Origin of the sequence: Pantoea graminicola, from assembly GCF_048452665.1 — a bacterium.
In the GTDB taxonomy this organism is placed as follows: domain Bacteria; phylum Pseudomonadota; class Gammaproteobacteria; order Enterobacterales; family Enterobacteriaceae; genus Pantoea.
The window spans coordinates 131196-148616 of the sequence record NZ_JBLWSJ010000007.1; the positions used below are offsets into that span (position 1 = coordinate 131196).

The 17421-nt window shown below is 57.5% G+C and carries 16 protein-coding genes; 13 read left to right on the forward strand and 3 right to left on the reverse strand.

The annotated features are described in order from the left end of the window. From murD to mutT, 12 genes are all read left to right on the forward strand, one after another. Nucleotides 1–1317, forward strand: coding sequence for a UDP-N-acetylmuramoyl-L-alanine--D-glutamate ligase (gene murD, locus ACNY69_RS16475; RefSeq protein ID WP_418799213.1), 1317 nt, complete (start codon nt 1–3; stop codon nt 1315–1317). Next, nucleotides 1317–2531 carry a cell division protein FtsW gene (gene ftsW / locus ACNY69_RS16480; protein ID WP_111139406.1) on the forward strand — a complete coding sequence of 405 codons (1215 nt, stop codon included), beginning with the start codon at nt 1317–1319 and terminating at the stop codon, nt 2529–2531. The genes murD and ftsW overlap by 1 nt, the downstream gene beginning before the upstream one ends. Next, a complete protein-coding gene (gene murG, locus ACNY69_RS16485) occupies nt 2528–3586 on the forward strand; it encodes an undecaprenyldiphospho-muramoylpentapeptide beta-N-acetylglucosaminyltransferase (protein WP_111139407.1) in 1059 nt (352 codons plus the stop codon). The genes ftsW and murG overlap by 4 nt, the downstream gene beginning before the upstream one ends. A gap of 70 nt (nt 3587–3656) precedes the next feature. Then, nucleotides 3657–5132: a UDP-N-acetylmuramate--L-alanine ligase gene (murC, locus tag ACNY69_RS16490; protein ID WP_111139408.1), complete on the forward strand. Its 1476-nt coding sequence runs from the start codon at nt 3657–3659 to the stop codon at nt 5130–5132. After that, nucleotides 5125–6045, forward strand: coding sequence for a D-alanine--D-alanine ligase (locus tag ACNY69_RS16495; protein ID WP_111139409.1), 921 nt, complete (start codon nt 5125–5127; stop codon nt 6043–6045). Before murC ends, ACNY69_RS16495 begins: the two co-directional genes overlap by 8 nt. Before the next feature lies 1 nt (nt 6046). Beyond that, nucleotides 6047–6886, forward strand: coding sequence for a cell division protein FtsQ (ftsQ, locus tag ACNY69_RS16500; protein WP_111139410.1), 840 nt, complete (start codon nt 6047–6049; stop codon nt 6884–6886). Continuing rightward, nucleotides 6883–8139: a cell division protein FtsA gene (gene ftsA / locus ACNY69_RS16505; RefSeq protein WP_003854739.1), complete on the forward strand. Its 1257-nt coding sequence runs from the start codon at nt 6883–6885 to the stop codon at nt 8137–8139. Before ftsQ ends, ftsA begins: the two co-directional genes overlap by 4 nt. A gap of 71 nt (nt 8140–8210) precedes the next feature. After that, nucleotides 8211–9365: a cell division protein FtsZ gene (gene ftsZ, locus ACNY69_RS16510; RefSeq protein ID WP_111139411.1), complete on the forward strand. Its 1155-nt coding sequence runs from the start codon at nt 8211–8213 to the stop codon at nt 9363–9365. A gap of 101 nt (nt 9366–9466) precedes the next feature. After that, nucleotides 9467–10384 carry a UDP-3-O-acyl-N-acetylglucosamine deacetylase gene (lpxC, locus tag ACNY69_RS16515; protein ID WP_111139412.1) on the forward strand — a complete coding sequence of 306 codons (918 nt, stop codon included), beginning with the start codon at nt 9467–9469 and terminating at the stop codon, nt 10382–10384. 299 nt (nt 10385–10683) lie between these two features. Continuing rightward, entirely contained in the window at nt 10684–11190 is a 507-nt protein-coding gene (secM, locus tag ACNY69_RS16520) for a secA translation cis-regulator SecM (RefSeq protein ID WP_242281335.1), read from the forward strand. Nucleotides 11191–11264: 74 nt separating this feature from the next. Continuing rightward, the gene (gene secA / locus ACNY69_RS16525) at nt 11265–13967 is read left to right on the forward strand and encodes a preprotein translocase subunit SecA (RefSeq protein WP_293774781.1); all 2703 of its coding nucleotides are present in this window, start codon (nt 11265–11267) and stop codon (nt 13965–13967) included. A 165-nt stretch (nt 13968–14132) separates the two neighbouring features. Next, nucleotides 14133–14528: an 8-oxo-dGTP diphosphatase MutT gene (gene mutT / locus ACNY69_RS16530; protein ID WP_367396080.1), complete on the forward strand. Its 396-nt coding sequence runs from the start codon at nt 14133–14135 to the stop codon at nt 14526–14528. A gap of 30 nt (nt 14529–14558) precedes the next feature. On the opposite strand, the gene yacG is transcribed toward mutT, so the two are convergent. The 3 genes from yacG to coaE are packed head-to-tail and all read right to left on the reverse strand — an operon-like array spanning nt 14559 to nt 16121. Continuing rightward, nucleotides 14559–14756: a DNA gyrase inhibitor YacG gene (gene yacG / locus ACNY69_RS16535; RefSeq protein ID WP_111139416.1), complete on the reverse strand. Its 198-nt coding sequence runs from the start codon at nt 14754–14756 to the stop codon at nt 14559–14561. An 8-nt stretch (nt 14757–14764) separates the two neighbouring features. Continuing rightward, nucleotides 14765–15508 (reverse strand): cell division protein ZapD, encoded by a 744-nt coding sequence (gene zapD / locus ACNY69_RS16540; protein ID WP_111139417.1) that lies wholly within the window; start codon nt 15506–15508, stop codon nt 14765–14767. A gap of 4 nt (nt 15509–15512) precedes the next feature. Beyond that, nucleotides 15513–16121, reverse strand: a complete 609-nt coding sequence (coaE, locus tag ACNY69_RS16545; protein ID WP_418799218.1) for a dephospho-CoA kinase — start codon at nt 16119–16121, stop codon at nt 15513–15515. Between the two features lie 234 nt (nt 16122–16355). Here coaE and ACNY69_RS16550 point away from each other — a divergent pair, with 234 nt between their 5' ends. Next, nucleotides 16356–17396 carry a GMP reductase gene (locus ACNY69_RS16550; RefSeq protein WP_418799220.1) on the forward strand — a complete coding sequence of 347 codons (1041 nt, stop codon included), beginning with the start codon at nt 16356–16358 and terminating at the stop codon, nt 17394–17396. Nucleotides 17397–17421 lie beyond the last annotated feature (25 nt).

Here is a 17421-nt window from a genome sequence, read left to right on the forward strand (position 1 = left end):
ATGGCTGACTATCGGGGTAGAAAAGTTGTCATCATCGGGCTGGGCCTGACCGGGCTCTCCTGTGTTGATTTCTTTTTAGCGCAGGGCGTAACGCCTCGCGTGATGGACACCCGTGTCTCGCCGCCGGGGCTGGAAAAACTGCCCGGCCAGGTTGAACGTCATCTGGGCGGACTCAACGGCGACTGGCTGCTGGCCGCCGACCTGATTGTGGCCAGCCCGGGTATCGCGCTGGCGCACCCGGTGCTCAGTGAAGCGGCAGACGCCGGTATCGAAATCGTCGGTGACATTGAGCTGTTCTGCCGCGAGGCGCAGGCCCCGATCGTGGCGATTACCGGCTCTAACGGCAAAAGCACCGTCACCACGCTGGTCGGCGAGATGGCGAAAGCGGCGGGCTGGCAGGTGGGCGTCGGCGGCAATATCGGCCTGCCTGCGCTGAGCCTGCTGCAGACTCCGGCACAGCTCTATGTGCTGGAACTCTCCAGTTTTCAGCTGGAGACCACCAGCAGCCTCAAAGCGGCGGCGGCCACCGTGCTGAACGTCAGCGAAGATCATATGGATCGTTATCCGCTGGGCATGCAGCAGTATCGCGCGGCCAAACTGCGGATCTACGAGAACGCCCGAACCTGCGTCGTTAACGCCGATGATGCGCTGACGATGCCGGTGCGCGGCGCAGATAACCGCTGCATCAGCTTCGGTATCGACTTTGGCGACTACCACCTTAACAAGCAGCAGGGCAGTATCTGGCTGCGGGTGAAGGGCGAGAAAGTGCTGAACACGGCCGAAATGAAGATGGTGGGACAGCACAACTACGCGAACGCGCTGGCGGCGCTGGCGCTGGCCGATGCGGTCGGTCTGCCTCGCGCCTCCAGTCTGGCTGCCCTGACGCAGTTCAGCGGCCTGGCGCACCGTTTTCAGCTGGTCCATGAACATCAGGGCGTGCGCTGGATTAACGACTCCAAAGCCACCAACGTCGGCAGCACCGAAGCGGCGCTGAACGGCCTGCAGGTAGAGGGAACTCTGTGGCTGCTGATGGGCGGGGACGGAAAGTCTGCCGACTTCTCGCCGCTGCTTCCCTGGCTGCAGGGCGACCATATCCGCCTCTACAGCTTTGGCCGCGATGGTGATGCGCTGGCGGCACTGCGTCCGGAGATTGCTGTGCGCACGGAGACGCTGCGTCAGGCGATGGAGCAGATTGCGCCACAGGTCCGGTCCGGCGACATGGTGCTGCTGTCGCCCGCCTGCGCCAGCCTTGACCAGTTCCGTAACTTTGAGCAGCGCGGTGAGCAGTTCGCGCAACTGGCGAAGGAGCTGAGCTGATGCGTATTCCTGGTGCCGGTGTGGCGCAATTCTTTGGCGGACGCCTGAAAGACTGGGTCATGGGCGCACGCGAGAGCGATGACACGTCGCTGGTGCTCTATGACCGCACGCTGCTATGGCTGACGCTGGGCCTGGCGGTGATCGGTTTTGTGATGGTGACATCGGCCTCAATGCCGGTCGGTCAGCGTCTCAACGATGACCTGTTCTACTTTGCCAAGCGTGATGCGTTCTATATTGCGCTGGCCTTTGGTATGGCGCTGGTCACGCTGCGGGTGCCGATGGATTTCTGGCAACGTTACAGCAACGTGATGCTGATGGTGACGGTAGCGATGCTGCTGATTGTTCTGGTGGTCGGTAGCTCGGTTAACGGGGCCTCGCGCTGGATCGCGCTGGGGCCACTGCGTATTCAGCCTGCCGAGCTGTCGAAGCTCTCCCTGTTCTGCTATCTCGCCAGCTACCTGGTGCGCAAGGTAGAGGAGGTGCGTAACAACTTCTGGGGCTTCTGTAAGCCGATGGGCGTGATGGTGGTACTGGCGGTTTTACTGCTGGCGCAGCCCGACCTCGGAACGGTCGTCGTACTCTTTGTGACCACGCTGGCGATGCTGTTTCTGGCGGGCGCCAAACTGTGGCAGTTCATGGCCATCATCGGCTCCGGTATTTTCGCGGTGATCCTGCTGATTATCGCCGAACCTTACCGTATGCGCCGTGTGACCTCGTTCTGGAATCCGTGGGAAGATCCCTTTGGTAGCGGCTATCAGCTGACGCAGTCGCTGATGGCATTTGGTCGCGGCGAATTCTGGGGCCAGGGGCTGGGTAACTCCGTACAAAAGCTGGAATATCTGCCGGAAGCGCATACCGACTTTATTTTCGCCATCATAGGGGAAGAACTCGGCTACGTCGGTGTGGTATTGGCACTTTTAATGGTATTCTTCGTCGCTTTTCGTGCGATGTCGATTGGTCGCCGTGCACTGGAGCTGGATCAGCGTTTCTCCGGCTTTCTGGCCTGTTCGATCGGGGTCTGGTTCAGCTTCCAGGCGCTGGTTAATGTCGGGGCCGCCGCCGGTATGCTGCCGACCAAAGGTCTGACGTTACCGCTGATCAGCTACGGTGGGTCGAGTCTGATCATTATGTCGACGGCCATCGTCTTTTTATTACGCATAGATTATGAAACGCGCCTGGCGAAAGCGCAGGCGTTTACCCGAGGTGGTCGATGAGCGGTAAGCGATTGATGGTGATGGCAGGCGGAACCGGTGGACATGTCTTTCCCGGTCTGGCTGTCGCCCATCATCTGATGGAGCAGGGCTGGGAGGTGCGCTGGCTGGGTACGGCCGACCGTATGGAAGCCGATCTGGTGCCAAAGCATGGCATCGACATCGACTTTATCCGCATCAGCGGGTTACGCGGCAAAGGCCTGAAAGCCCTCCTGCAGGCCCCGCTGCGCATTTTCAACGCATGGCGTCAGGCGCGCCGCATCATGAAAGCCTGGCAGCCGGATGTGGTGCTGGGCATGGGCGGCTACGTTTCGGGCCCCGGCGGTCTGGCGGCCTGGAGTTGCGGCATTCCGGTGGTGCTGCATGAGCAGAATGGCATCGCCGGATTGACTAACAAGTGGCTGTCGAAAATCGCCACCAAAGTGCTGCAGGCTTTCCCGGGCGCCTTCCCCGCCGCTGATGTGGTAGGAAACCCGGTGCGTACCGATGTTCTGGCGCTGCCGCTGCCTGCGCAGCGGATGGCTGGTCGTCACGGCCCCGTGCGGGTGCTGGTGATTGGCGGCAGTCAGGGCGCACGGATACTGAATCAGACCCTGCCGCAGGTCGCGGCGCGGGTGGGTGATGAGATCACCCTGTGGCACCAGACCGGTAAAGGGGCGCTGCCCGAAACCGAGAAAGCCTATCAGCAGGCCGGTCAGACCCGGCACAAGGTGACCGAGTTTATTGATGATATGGCGGCCGCCTACGCCTGGGCGGACCTGGTGGTGTGTCGCTCTGGTGCGTTAACCGTGAGCGAAGTCGCTGCCGCAGGTTTACCGGCGATTTTTGTGCCGTTTCAGCATAAAGATCGCCAGCAGTACTGGAACGCGCTGCCGCTGGAGAAAGCGGGCGCCGCCAGAATTTTTGAGCAGCCGCAGTTTACGGCGGAGGCCGTCGCGGATCAGCTCCGCCACTGGGATCGCGCAACACTGCTGACGATGGCTGAACAGGCCCGTCAGGTGGCGATCCCCGATGCGACCGAACGGGTCGCTCAGGAAGTGGCTCGCGCCGCAAAGTAATCATTCCGGTCAGCGCGTCTGACCTGTACCCGGAGCGGGTACAAACTGAAAGAGCAGGTAATTGAGAGCGATGAATACACAACAATTGGCAAAACTGCGTTCTATTGTGCCCGAGATGCGTCGCGTCCGGCACATCCACTTTGTCGGCATCGGTGGTGCGGGCATGGGCGGTATTGCCGAAGTGTTAGCAAATGAAGGATACCATATCAGCGGTTCAGATCTGGCCCCTAACCCGGTGACACAGCATCTGACCGGACTGGGTGCCACCATTTATTTTAACCATCGCCCTGAGAACGTCACCGATGCCAGCGTGGTCGTGGTGTCCAGCGCCGTTTCGCAGGATAACCCTGAACTGGTGGCGGCCCGCGAACAGCGTATCCCGGTGATCCGCCGTGCGGAGATGCTGGCTGAGCTGATGCGCTTCCGTCACGGCATCGCCGTTGCCGGGACGCATGGCAAAACCACCACCACGGCGATGGTTTCAAGTATTTATGCGGAAGCGGGTCTCGATCCGACCTTCGTTAACGGCGGCCTGGTGAAAGCCGCAGGCACCCATGCGCGCCTGGGTCACAGCCGCTATCTGATTGCCGAAGCGGATGAGAGCGATGCGTCGTTCCTGCATCTGCAGCCGATGGTGGCGATTGTGACCAACATCGAAGCCGATCACATGGACACTTATCAGGGCGATTTCGGGAACCTGAAGCAGACGTTTATTAACTTCCTGCACAACCTGCCGTTTTATGGTCGCGCAGTGATGTGCGTGGATGATGCGGTGATCCGTGACCTGATCCCGCGCGTGGGACGCCATATCACCACTTACGGCTTCAGCGACGATGCGGATCTGCGGATCGAGAACTACGAGCAGCTGGGTGCCCAGGGCCATTTCACCCTGATCCGTCAGGATAAAGCGCCGCTGAAGATTACGCTGAACGCGCCGGGCCGTCACAACGCCCTGAACGCGGCCGCCGCCGTCGCCGTCGCCAGCGAAGAGGGCATTGAAGACAATGCAATTCTGGCTGCGCTGGAGAGTTTCCAGGGTACCGGTCGTCGCTTTGATCTGCTGGGTGAGTTCCCGACAGAGCCGGTCAATGGTCAGCCAGGCAGCGCGATGCTGGTGGATGACTATGGCCATCATCCTACCGAAGTGGATGCGACGATCAAAGCCGCACGCGCAGGCTGGCCGGATAAAAAGCTGGTGATGGTGTTTCAGCCGCACCGCTACAGCCGGACCCGCGACCTGTTCGACGATTTTGCCAATGTGCTGTCCCATGTGGATGTACTGCTGATGCTGGATGTTTACTCGGCCGGTGAAACCGCCATTCCGGGGGCTGACAGCCGTTCGCTGTGCCGGGCGATCCGTAACCGTGGCAAGGTCGATCCGATCCTGGTCACGGAACATGAGGCCCTGCCGGAGATGCTGGCGCCGCTGCTGTCAGGTAACGACCTGATTCTGGTTCAGGGTGCCGGAAACGTCGGCAAAGTGGCGCGTAAACTGGCTGAGATCAAACTCCAGCCAGCGCCTGAAGCGGAGGATCGTCATGGCTGATAAAGTGGCTGTATTAATGGGCGGCACCTCGGCAGAGCGCGAGGTTTCGCTGAATTCAGGTCAGGCCGTTGTCGCCGGATTACGGGAAATGGGGATTGATGCCGAGGGCATCGACACCCGCGACGTCTCTGTGCTGACGCTGAAAGAGCAGGGCTTCACCAAAGCCTTTATCGCGCTGCATGGCCGGGGCGGAGAGGATGGCACGCTGCAGGCCGTCCTGGAGTTTCTGCAACTGCCCTATACCGGCAGCGGCGTGATGGCCTCGGCGGTGACTATGGACAAGCTGCGTACCAAACTGCTGTGGCAGGGTCGTGGCTTACCTTCAGGCCGCTTTGTCTGGCTGACACGTCAGCAGTGTGATGCCGGACTGGATGCCGCGTGTCACGCGGAGATTGCGGCGCTGGGCTTGCCGCTGTTTGTTAAGCCCGCCTGTGAAGGCTCCAGCGTGGGTATCAGCCGGGTCAACGATCTGAGCGCGCTGCCTGCGGCGCTGGAACTGGCGTTTAAGCACGACAACGATGTGCTGGTTGAGGCGTTTCTCAGCGGCGCGGAGTATACCGTGGCGATTGTGGGCGACCGCATCCTGCCGGCCATCGAAATAAAGAGCGCCAGCGAGTTCTATGATTATGAAGCAAAATACATTTCTGACGATACTCAGTACCTCTGTCCGGCAGATTTAAGCCCTGAACGCGAGGCGGAGCTACAGCAGCTGGTGCTGGCCGCCTGGCGTGCGCTGGGATGCAGCGGCTGGGGACGGATAGATGTGATGACCGATGGGGCAGGGCACTTCCAGCTCCTGGAGGCGAACACCTCGCCGGGTATGACCAGTCATAGCCTGGTGCCGATGGCGGCAAAACAGGCGGGCATGAGTTTCCCGCAGCTGGTTGCCCATATTCTGGAGCTGGCCGACTGATATGTCACAGGCGGCGATGAGAGTTCGAAACCGTGAACCGCAGGAGCGTATTCGCACCGGCCGCAGTAACGGAGCCCGACTGTTCGGCATCATTTTTTTGCTGACCGTTATCGGGATTATGGTGGCTGGCGGACTGGCGGTGCTGAAGTGGATGAATGATGCGTCCCGGCTGCCGTTATCGAAACTGGTGGTGACAGGGCAGACGCACTACACCACGCACGATGATATCCGCCAGGCGATTCTGTCGCTGGGTCCGCCCGGCACGTTTATGTCTCAGAATGTGGATATCCTGCAGCAGCAGATTGAGCGGCTGCCCTGGATTAAGCAGGTCAGCGTGCGTAAGCAGTGGCCGGATGAGCTGAAAATCCATCTGGTCGAGTACACGCCGGTGGCGCGCTGGAACGATTTGCATATGGTGGACGCGGAAGGCGTTTCCTTCAGCGTACCCGCCAGTCATGTCGGCAAAGAGGTACTGCCGATGTTGTATGGGCCGGAAGGGAGTGAGAAAGAGGTCCTGGCGGGCTATCACAGCATGGATGATGTGCTGAAAGCCCGGAAGTTTACGCTGAAGGTGGCGTCGATGACGGCCCGGCGTTCATGGCAACTGGTCACCAGCGATGATATCCGCATCGAACTGGGACGCAGCGACACGATGAAACGACTGAATCGCTTTATTGAGCTCTATCCGGTGCTGCAGCAGCAAGGTCAGAACGAGAGCAAACGTATCAGCTACGTGGATTTGCGATACGACTCTGGTGCTTCTGTGGGCTGGACACCGGTCGTGATGGAGCCACAGGACAGTAATCAGCAACAGAACCAGGCACAGGCTAAACAACAATGATCAAGGCAACGGACAGAAAACTGGTAGTTGGACTCGAAATCGGCACTGCGAAGGTTGCCGCCCTGGTTGGGGAAATTCTGCCCGATGGTATGGTCAACATTATTGGGGTGGGCAGCTGCCCGTCCCGTGGTATGGATAAAGGTGGCGTAAACGACCTTGAGTCGGTGGTGAAATGCGTTCAGCGCGCCATCGACCAGGCTGAGCTGATGGCAGACTGCCAGATCTCCTCCGTCTACCTTGCTTTATCGGGCAAACATATCAGTTGTCAGAACGAAATCGGGATGGTTCCGATTTCCGAAGAGGAAGTGACTCAGGATGATGTGGAGAACGTCGTCCATACCGCGAAGTCGGTTCGTGTGCGCGACGAGCATCGCATCCTGCATGTCATCCCTCAGGAGTACGCCATCGACTACCAGGAAGGGATCAAAAACCCGGTGGGTCTGTCCGGCGTGCGTATGCAGGCGAAAGTGCACCTGATCACCTGCCACAACGACATGGCGAAGAACATCGTCAAAGCCGTTGAGCGCTGCGGACTGAAGGTCGATCAGCTGATTTTTGCCGGTCTCGCCTCCAGTTTTGCCGTACTGACTGAAGATGAACGTGAGCTGGGCGTATGTGTTGTCGACATTGGTGGCGGTACAATGGACATTGCCGTATATACCGGCGGCGCTTTACGGCACACTAAGGTGATTCCATATGCAGGTAACGTCGTGACCAGCGACATCGCCTATGCGTTTGGTACACCGCCGACGGACGCTGAAGCGATCAAAGTGCGCCATGGCTGCGCACTGGGTTCGATTGTCGGCAAAGATGAGAACGTTGAAGTGCCGAGCGTGGGCGGACGTCCACCGCGCAGCCTGCAGCGTCAGACGCTGGCAGAAGTGATTGAGCCGCGTTACACCGAACTTTTGAATCTGGTCAATGACGAGATTCTGCAGTTACAGGAACAACTGCGTCAGCAGGGCGTGAAGCATCATCTGGCCGCAGGCATTGTCCTGACCGGGGGTGCCGCGCAAATCGAAGGACTGGCGGCCTGTGCGCAACGCGTATTCCATACGCAGGTGCGTATCGGACAGCCGCTGAATATTACCGGCCTGACTGACTATGCGCAGGAGTCGTACTACTCCACCGCAGTGGGACTGTTGCACTACGGCAAAGAGTCGCACATGAACGGTGATGCAGAGACCGAAAAACGTGTCTCAGTAGGCAACTGGTTCAAGCGTATTAACAGTTGGTTAAAAAAAGAGTTTTAATTTTTGTGAAAGGGGATCATGCTGTTTTCTTTTGTGATCTCCAGGCGACAGGCACATAACGGAGAGAAATCATGTTTGAACCTATGGAATTAACCAACGACGCGGTGATTAAAGTCATCGGCGTCGGTGGCGGCGGCGGTAACGCCGTAGAGCACATGGTACGCGAGCGTATCGAAGGTGTGGAATTCTTTGCTGTGAATACCGACGCGCAAGCGCTGCGTAAAACAGCTGTCGGCCAGACCATCCAGATCGGTAATAACATTACCAAGGGTCTGGGTGCGGGTGCGAACCCGGAAGTGGGCCGTAACTCTGCAGAAGAAGATCGCGAAGCACTGCGTTCTGCGCTGGAAGGGGCAGACATGGTGTTCATCGCAGCCGGCATGGGCGGCGGTACCGGAACCGGTGCAGCACCTGTAGTCGCTGAAGTGGCTAAGGATCTGGGTATCCTGACGGTGGCTGTGGTTACCAAGCCGTTCAACTTCGAAGGCAAAAAGCGCATGGCGTTTGCCGAGCAGGGGATCGCTGAACTCTCTAAACATGTGGATTCCCTGATCACCATTCCAAACGACAAGCTGCTGAAAGTGCTGGGTCGTGGCATCTCTCTGCTGGATGCATTTGGTGCGGCGAACGACGTGCTGAAAGGCGCTGTCCAGGGTATCGCCGAGCTGATCACCCGTCCGGGCCTGATGAACGTCGACTTTGCTGACGTGCGCACCGTGATGTCCGAAATGGGCTATGCGATGATGGGTTCCGGCGTTGCGTGCGGTGAAGATCGTGCGGAAGAAGCGGCTGAAATGGCGATCTCAAGCCCACTGCTGGAAGATATCGATCTCTCTGGCGCGCGCGGCGTGCTGGTCAACATCACGGCGGGCTTCGATCTGCGTCTGGATGAGTTCGAAACCGTGGGTAACACCATCCGCGCCTTCGCGTCTGATAACGCGACCGTCGTGATCGGTACCTCACTGGATCCGGAAATGAATGACGAACTGCGCGTCACCGTGGTGGCAACCGGTATCGGCATGGACAAGCGTCCTGAAATCACGCTGGTGACCAACAAGCCAGCCAGCCAGCCAGTGATGGATCATCGCTATCAGCAGCACGGTATGTCACCGCTGCCGCAGGAGCAGAAACCGGCGGCTAAAGTGGTTAACGAGCAGCCTGCACAGTCGAACAAAGAGCCTGATTATCTTGATATTCCGGCCTTTTTACGTAAGCAGGCCGATTAGGATTAACCCGATAATTGGGATTCTCCGCTCTTTGTGCTAAAGTGTCTGCCCGCTGGTAAAGTATACTGGCGGTCGGAAAGGTGATACTGCGAGATAATGCGATGATCAAACAAAGGACATTAAAACGTATTGTTCAGGCGACTGGCGTCGGTTTGCATACCGGCAAGAAAGTCACCCTGACCTTACGCCCTGCGTCGGCTAACACCGGGGTCATCTATCGTCGCACCGACTTGAATCCACCGGTAGATTTTCCGGCTGATGCAAAATACGTGCGCGACACCATGCTGAGCACCTGCCTGGTGAATGATGAAGGCGTACGTATTTCAACGGTTGAACACCTCAATGCCGCCCTTGCGGGTCTGGGTATCGACAATATTATTGTTGAAGTTGATGCGCCAGAGATCCCGATCATGGACGGCAGCGCAGCACCGTTTATCTATCTGCTGATGGATGCGGGTATCGAGCAGCTCAACAGCGCGAAGAAATTTGTGCGCGTTAAGCAGGCCGTGCGTGTGGAAGAGGGTGACAAATGGGCCGAGATCAAACCTTATAACGGTTTCTCGCTCGATTTCACCATCGACTTTAAACACCCGGCGATCGACTCCAGCTCACAGCGCTATGCGATGAACTTCTCTGCTGACGCCTTTGTTCGTCAAATCAGCCGGGCGCGTACATTTGGCTTTATGCGTGAAATCGAATATCTGCAGTCTAAAGGCCTGTGCCTGGGCGGTAGCTTAGATTGTGCGATAGGCCTGGATGATTTCCGCGTACTGAATGAAGAAGGCCTGCGTTTTGAAGACGAGTTTGTCCGTCACAAAATGCTGGACGCCATTGGCGACTTGTTTATGTGTGGCCACAACATCATTGGCGCATTCACTGCGTTCAAATCGGGCCATGCGCTGAACAACAAGCTGCTGCAGGCGGTTCTGGCGAAGCAGGAAGCCTGGGAATGGGCAACCTTCGAAGACGAAGCGGAACTGCCGCTGGCATTCAAAGCACCGAATCTGGTTCTGGCGTAACGCCTCCGGAACGTGAAACGGCTGGTTATGCTGACACCCTCTCCGGTCAGCGGCACCAGCCGTTTTTTTATCCCCTCTTTCTCCCCCCGATCGCTGCGAGCGCACTCGCAAAACGCGATTTCCGCTGCTGAATTGCTGAGCAATCACGCGCGTTTTCTCACACCGCCACTTTAATCTCAGGTGTGGATGCCCCACATTAATGTTACTATCTGAGGCGCTTTTACAGGCCAAAATCCGTTGCGGTTCGCGGCGGGTACACAAAAACAAGAGCGCAGCACTCTGTGCGCGATGGAAAGGTTGTGATCGGGATTCTTCAGCGCTGGCGACAATTAGGTAGACGCTACTTCTGGCCTCATCTCCTGTTGGGGATGGTTGCGGCCAGCTTTGGCCTGCCAGCCTGCGCGCAAAGCTCCGAACTCAACGCTTCGTCTGAATCGCCTGCCAGCAGCCTGTTTCTGGGCAACGCCACTCGTTTTGACCACCTGATCCGGCTTCAGGAAGCGTCCCGGCGCCCGAGCTTCAGCGTCGACTACTGGCACCAGCACGCAATCCGCACCGTTATCCGTCATCTCTCCTTCACGCTGGCGCCTCAGGCGCAGGCAGAGCAGCAGCCGTTACCGCTGGCAGCACAAAAGCTGGCGCTGATCGACTCCCTGCACAATTTACTGACATCACACTCTGCGCTGCACACTGCACCGCAGCAGCTTGCTGTTCCCCCGCTTTTTATGGCCGTTACCCGCTCCTGGGTCGAGTGGCATGCCAGCGTGCATGGCATTCGCGCCGGGCCTGCCCGATTGTTCTGCTAATCTTTTTGGTTTTATTCACTCTGTTTAGATTTCGCAGCCCGCAATATGCCGGCTGAATTGAGAATATATTTACTATGTTAAGCAAAATATTAACCAAGGTTTTTGGTAGCAGTAACGATCGTACCCTGCGTCGTATGCGCAAAGTGGTGGACGTCATCAACAAAATGGAGCCTGACTTCGAAAAGCTCTCTGATGATGAACTGAAAGCGAAAACGGACGAGTTCCGCGCGCGCCTGAAAAAAGGGGAATCCCTGGAAAGCCTGATCCCGGAAGCATTTGCCACCGTGCGCGAAGCCAGTAAACGTGTGTTCGGGATGCGACACTTCGACGTGCAGCTGATTGGCGGCATGGTGCTGAACGATCGCTGCATCGCAGAGATGCGTACCGGTGAAGGTAAAACCCTGACCGCGACGCTGCCAGCCTATCTGAATGCGCTGTCGGGGAAAGGCGTTCACGTCGTGACCGTCAACGACTATCTGGCACAGCGTGATGCCGAAAACAACCGTCCGCTGTTCGAGTTCCTGGGCCTGAGCATCGGCATCAACATGTCGGGCCTGCCAGCGGTGGCGAAGCGTGAAGCGTACGCGGCAGACATCACCTACGGCACCAACAACGAATATGGCTTCGACTACCTGCGCGACAACATGGCTTTCAGCCCGGAAGAGCGCGTACAGCGTAAACTCCACTATGCGCTGGTGGATGAGGTCGACTCCATCCTGATCGATGAAGCGCGTACGCCGCTGATCATCTCCGGTCCGGCAGAGGACAGCTCTGATCTTTACACCAAAGTGAACAAGATCATCCCGCATCTGGTTCGTCAGGATAAAGAGGACTCCGAAACCCATCAGGGCGAGGGTGACTTCTGGGTCGATGAGAAAGCGCGTCAGGCCCACATGTCTGAGCGTGGTCTGGTGAAAGTGGAAGAGCTGCTGGTCAGCCAGGGGATTATGGAAGCGGGTGAGTCGCTCTACTCGCCGACCAACATCATGCTGATGCACCACGTTACGGCGGCCCTGCGTGCGCACGCGCTCTTTACCCGCGATGTGGATTACATCGTGAAAGATGGCGAAGTGGTGATCGTCGATGAACACACCGGCCGTACCATGCAGGGGCGTCGCTGGTCCGATGGCCTGCATCAGGCGATCGAAGCGAAAGAAGGTGTAGAGATCCAGAACGAGAACCAGACCCTGGCCTCGATCACCTTCCAGAACTATTTCCGTATTTACGAGAAGCTGGCCGGGATGACCGGTACGGCCGATACCGAAGCGTTCGAATTCAGCTCTATCTACAAGCTCGACACCATCGTGGTGCCGACTAACCGTCCGATGGTGCGTAAAGATCTGGCTGACCTGGTCTACATGACCGAGAAAGAGAAGATCGATGCGATTATCGAAGATATCCGCGAGCGCACCGCCAACGGCCAGCCTGTACTGGTGGGGACCATCTCGATTGAGAAATCGGAAGTGGTCTCTAACGAACTGACCCGCGCCGGTATCAAACATAACGTGCTTAACGCCAAATTCCACGCCCGCGAAGCGGATATCGTGGCACAGGCGGGTCGGCCAGGTGCGGTCACTATCGCCACCAACATGGCCGGACGTGGTACCGACATCATGCTGGGCGGAAGCTGGCACGCGGAAGTGGCCGAGCTGGAAGCGCCGACCGATGCGCAGATTGAAGAGATCAAAGCGGCGTGGAAAATCCGTCATGATGCGGTTCTGGCGTCCGGCGGTCTGCACATTGTGGGGACCGAGCGTCACGAATCGCGTCGTATTGATAACCAGCTGCGCGGTCGTGCAGGCCGTCAGGGTGACGCCGGTTCATCACGCTTCTATCTCTCAATGGAAGATGCGCTGATGCGTATTTTTGCCTCGGACCGCGTCTCCAATATGATGCGTAAACTGGGCATGAAACCGGGTGAAGCGATTGAGCATCCGTGGGTCACTAAAGCGATTGCCAACGCACAGCGCAAAGTAGAGAGCCGTAACTTCGATATTCGTAAGCAGCTGCTGGAATATGATGATGTGGCGAATGACCAGCGTCGGGCTATCTACAGTCAGCGTAATGAGCTGCTGGATGTCTCCGACGTGAGCGAAACCATCAACAGCATTCGTCATGATGTCTATAAGGCCACCATCGACACCTACATTCCGCCGCAGTCTCTGGAAGAGATGTGGGATGTGCCTGGCCTGGAAGAGCGTCTGCGCGCGGACTTTGATCTCGATCTGCCGATTGCGGAGTGGCTGGATAAAGAGCCGGATCTGCATGAGGAAGTGCTGCGTGAACGCATCATGGCCCGCGCGATCGAGAGCTATGCCGGGAAAGAGGAGATCGTGGGCGCCGAGATGATGCGCAACTTCGAAAAAGGCGTGATGCTTCAGACGCTGGATTCGCTGTGGAAAGAACATCTCGCTGCAATGGACTATCTGCGTCAGGGTATCCATCTGCGTGGCTATGCGCAGAAAGATCCGAAGCAGGAGTACAAGCGTGAATCCTTCGCCATGTTTGCGGCGATGCTGGAGTCACTGAAGTATGAAGTGATCAGCACGCTGAGCAAGGTTCAGGTGCGTATGCCGGAAGAGGTAGAAGCGATGGAGCAGCAGCGTCGTGAAGAGGCCGAGCGTCTGGCACAGCAGCAGCAGCTGAGCCATGTCGAAGAAGATCTGCTGGCGGAGCCAGAGCCGCAGCAGAGCGGTGAGCGCAAAGTGGGCCGCAACGATCCCTGCCCATGCGGTTCCGGCAAAAAGTACAAGCAGTGTCATGGCCGTATCGCCTGAGACTGACCGCTGAATAAAAAGGAGCCGCTGGCTCCTTTTTTACGCCTTTGCCCTGAACCGGCACTGCCTGAGCAGACAGCGCCGCGCCGGGCTAAAGCGGTTAACTTCCGCAGAGGCATGCTCTAAAATCATCACTCATTCATTGATTACAACCGGATACTCTTCATGAAGCACCTGCAGGTTGCAGTAGGCATCATTCGTAATGCCAATAAACAGATTTTCCTTGCCCAGCGCGCGGCGAGTTCTTACATGGCGAATAAATGGGAGTTTCCTGGCGGTAAGATTGAAGCGGGCGAAAGCGCCGAACAGGGACTGATCAGGGAACTGCATGAAGAGACCGGCATTGAGGTTACCGAGGCGCGTCCGGTGGGTCATGCAGACCACACCTATGAAGACCTGCGTGTGACGCTGCACTTCTTCCTGGTGGAGGGGTGGAAAGGCGAGCCGTGGGGCAAAGAGGGACAGCCGCAGCGCTGGGTCGATCAGCAGGCGCTGGTGGCAGATGAGTTTCCGCCAGCCAATCACCCGCTGATTGCGCGTCTGGTCGCGGGCGAACTCTGAGGGAATGGGGCGGTGCGCCCCATTCTTTAATCAATGATCCTGTTCACTCCAGTTTTCACTGTCATTCATGTCGTCGCTGCTGGGGATCCGCTTCTCTTCAGCGGCCCATTCCCCTAAATCAATAAGCTGGCAGCGCTTACTGCAGAAGGGACGCCACGGGCTCAGCTCATCCCAGATGACATCTTTGCCGCACTGCGGACAGGAAACGGTCATAACATCTTGCTGCATGGTTACCTCTAACAACAGGCCAGTTGAAAATTAAGGCGGGCCGGGACTTCACCCTGCTCGCTGTCAAATGGCATAAAACGGATGGCGTAACGGCTCTTGTGGCCGGAGACCTGGGGATAGAGCGCATCGTCCAGTGACAGCTGCAGCCGCAGCAGATCGGCCCCTTCGGCATTATCCTGATAAAAACCATTAAGGCTGGTCTGCAGATGGAAGGTGCCGGACTGACGGATCAGATCCAGCACCATCGCCAGCGCATGATGCAGCGGCTCCAGCGTCTGCATCCAGGCTTCGACCTGGGCATCGCGCGTCTCCTGGGGCAGATGCAGCCAGATGTGCAGACCTGGTAAATCAAAGCTGCAGCAGCCGCCGGGGATGCTCAGGCGCTGGCGGACGAGGGCAATAAGACGATCCTCGCGCAGCTGCTGGCCCATTCGCGGCGCATTCATCAGCTGGGTTGACTGAATTCTCAGTTTATCACTGAGGGCATTAACCAGTGTCATATCGACACCGGGCACATCAGCCCAGGCACGTAATTTCTGCTGCTGACGCTCAAGCTCTTTCAGCAGCTCGGTACGCATGTCACCCCGCTCGAAAATGTCGAGCAGTTCGGCAATCACACGGAAAAAGGTCAGCGCATTCACCGTCTTATCCAGCGGGGTGGTCTCATCCAACTGGTTAATCAGAAACTCAACCCGTAGCCAGGTGCGCATTTTTTCATTCAGTGGGTGTTCAAACAGAACGGGTGTGCTCATGGTATTAATCCTGTTTCGTTGCCGCCAGCCTGAGGTAGCACTGATGAAGTCTGGCAACCTGTGGCAAGGCATCATCGGGCTCGCCACAATTATCAATAATGTCATCGGCACAGGCGAGGCGCTGCTGACGCGTGGCCTGTGCGGCAAGAATACGTTGTGCCTGCGCGGCGGTGAGGCCATCACGCTGCTGCGTGCGCGCTAACTGTGTTGCTTCATCGACATCCACGACCAGCACTCTGTCAGCCTGGTGCTGTAACTGGTTTTCCACCAGTAGCGGCACGACCCAGAGCACATAAGGTGAGGTGGCCTGCGCGATCAGCGCGCGTGTCCGGGCATTAATCAACGGATGGAGCAGCGCGTTTAACCAGCTTTTCTCTTCCGGCTGCTGAAAAATAATGTCGCGAAGCCGGGCACGATCAAGCGCCCCCTGTTGCGTGACGATCGATGAACCATAGCGCGCCTGAATGGCCTGCAGAGCCGGGGTACCCGGCTCGACCACCTCACGGGCGATCAAATCCGCATCAATAATCTTCACGCCAGATGCGGCAAATGCCCGGGCAATGGTACTTTTTCCACTGCCGATTCCTCCGGTAAGCGCGACGATATAGGGCATGTTTTTCACCTGACTTCTCATCCGGACCGGGGTTCAGGGTAATGATCTGGCAAAAAAACGCAAAAATGGGCGACAGATCACACCGGGAAAGCACAACTAAATTTAACGGATTGTAGCGTAAATAAAGTGAAATTCGCAGTCTTGTCGCAACGCAGGAGGCGCGTATCATAACGTCACTGGAGCTGTGCTTATTTCGTGAAGAACGATTCATTGCCACTTACCAGGACACTGTTTATGCGTATCGAAGAAGATCTGAAACTGGGCTTTAAAGATGTGTTAATCCGCCCAAAACGCTCCACGCTGAAAAGCCGCTCGCAAGTTGAGCTGGAACGCAGCTTTACCTTCCGTCATTCGGGACTGCGCTGGAGCGGCGTGCCGATCATCGCCGCCAACATGGACACCGTCGGCACATTTTCGATGGCCGAGGCGCTGTCCAGCTTCAATATCCTCACCGCGGTTCACAAACATTACAGCGTCGATGAGTGGCGCGCCTTTATTCAGCGCGTGCCCGCCGCGATACTGAAGCAGGTCATGGTATCGACCGGGACCTCAGAGGCCGATCTCAGTAAGCTGGTAGCAATTATGGCGCTGTCTCAGGATTTGCAGTTTATCTGCATCGATGTCGCTAACGGCTACTCGCAGCATTTTGTCGATTTTCTGCAGCGGGCGCGTGAGATGTTTCCGACCAAAACGATTTGTGCCGGTAACGTGGTCACGGGCGAAATGGTGGAAGAGCTGATCCTCTCTGGCGCGGATATCGTGAAGGTTGGCATCGGCCCCGGCTCAGTCTGCACCACCCGGGTAAAAACCGGTGTCGGTTATCCGCAGCTGTCGGCCGTTATTGAGTGTGCTGATGCGGCGCATGGCCTGAGCGGACAGATCGTCAGCGATGGTGGCTGTTCTGTGCCCGGCGACATCGCCAAGGCGTTTGGCGGCGGAGCAGACTTCGTGATGCTGGGCGGAATGCTGGCGGCGCATGATGAATGTGAAGGGCAGATCGTCGAAGAAAATGGCGAAAGTTTTATGCTCTTCTACGGCATGAGCTCTGAGTCAGCGATGAAGCGTCACGTCGGTGGTGTCGCGCAGTACCGCGCAGCGGAAGGTAAGACCGTGAAGCTGCCGTTACGCGGCCCGGTGGATGACACCGCCCGCGACATTCTGGGTGGACTGCGTTCCGCCTGCACGTATGTCGGAGCGGAGCGCCTGAAAGAGCTAACCAAGCGCACCACCTTTATCCGCGTTAACGAGCAGGAAAACCGCGTTTTCAACCGGTAGGATTGGGGGGCGCAGGCTTGCGCCC